This is a genomic window from Pseudoalteromonas sp. 20-MNA-CIBAN-0454, from assembly GCF_040308685.1.
Classification (GTDB): Bacteria; Pseudomonadota; Gammaproteobacteria; order Enterobacterales; family Alteromonadaceae; genus Pseudoalteromonas; species Pseudoalteromonas nigrifaciens.
This window is the reverse complement of record NZ_JBEOOB010000087.1, coordinates 1-1,234: the sequence shown is the minus strand read 5'-3', so window position 1 is coordinate 1,234 and position 1,234 is coordinate 1. Positions and strand designations below refer to the sequence as shown.

Sequence of the window (1,234 nt, the reverse complement as noted above, 5' to 3'; positions counted from 1 at the left end):
GGACGCAGAAATTGGTTTGCAAATCATTGATTTGCTATTTCTGTGTAAGATGAGACCGAGCCTGTGAGGCGAATGGCTTTATCTTCTCAGAAACATTTTCTGTGTCACTAGGACAATTGATTAGTTTAACTCACATCCTGAGTTTTAAGGTAATTGCGCTTAATACAAGTAAAGACTCGAGCTTTAATTGTGACGCTATTTTCTCGGTAAAACCGCCTTTAACTAATTAAAGCTAAATGGCGTCCCCAAGGGGATTCGAACCCCTGTTACCGCCGTGAAAGGGCGGTGTCCTAGGCCTCTAGACGATGGGGACACAGAAAACTGCTACCCTAGGACAAACACTAATAAGTTGGTGGAGCTATGCGGGATCGAACCGCAGACCTCTTCACTGCCAGCGAAGCGCTCTCCCAGCTGAGCTATAGCCCCAACTTATTTACACACGCTGTGATAAACACGTCGTGTATTGCTTAGTGCGGGGCGCATTCTATGCACCACCCAAAATAAAGTCAACAGTTTTTTGTTCTGCTTTATTTAAATGGTTTATTTTTCAACAAACTGGCTACCAAGCAGGCTAAAAAGGGCAATTTACAGTAAATTAGCCCCTTGAGTGTATTATAAATTATGGCTGGATGATTAGATAACCCCTGCTCTGCTTGTTTTAATTTTTATTGAGCATAGAAAAGGTATACATTTATATGCAAATTCAACTTGGCATATTTAGTTCATCGTTCAATGACGTATCCTTACTTTATGCCTTGGCATAATAACCACTTTACGCACTATTAGATCGCATTGGTTTTTTGCGGATTAAAATTGGTTTAATTTAAAGGCGATTTAATCACGACGTAAATTTATAACTTAAGTGATTACTTTATATAAGCTGCACTTTATGATCAATAAACACACCACAGCAACTAAGTTAAAATAGATTGGCTTATTACTTTCTTGATTTTCGATATTAACTATCTAAGCCTAAACAGATAATACGGCGTTTATTTAAACACTAAGCATTGATTTGTCGATAAAACAAACTCCAAACATTACTTGTTGTTTATAAAACCCCCACTCAGCACATTTTTATCATTCAAGTGTTGACACATTTACAACTCTATCTATAATAGCGCCCCACAACAACGCAGCATTGTATTGTTGTTTAGATGTGGGTGATTAGCTCAGTTGGGAGAGCATCGCCCTTACAAGGCGAGGGTCACTGGTTCAAGTCCAGTATCACCCA

3 tRNA genes are annotated in these 1,234 nt (G+C 39.0%); 1 reads left to right on the top strand and 2 read right to left on the bottom strand.

The annotated features are described in order from the left end of the window. Positions 1–237 precede the first annotated feature (237 nt). Together AAEZ22_RS18055 and AAEZ22_RS18050 are read right to left on the bottom strand one after the other, a co-directional pair. Positions 238–313: transfer RNA gene (locus AAEZ22_RS18055), tRNA-Glu, on the bottom strand. A gap of 37 nt (positions 314–350) precedes the next feature. Next, positions 351–426: transfer RNA gene (locus tag AAEZ22_RS18050), tRNA-Ala, on the bottom strand. A 735-nt stretch (positions 427–1,161) separates the two neighbouring features. Here AAEZ22_RS18050 and AAEZ22_RS18045 point away from each other — a divergent pair. Then, positions 1,162–1,234, top strand: a tRNA-Val gene (locus tag AAEZ22_RS18045).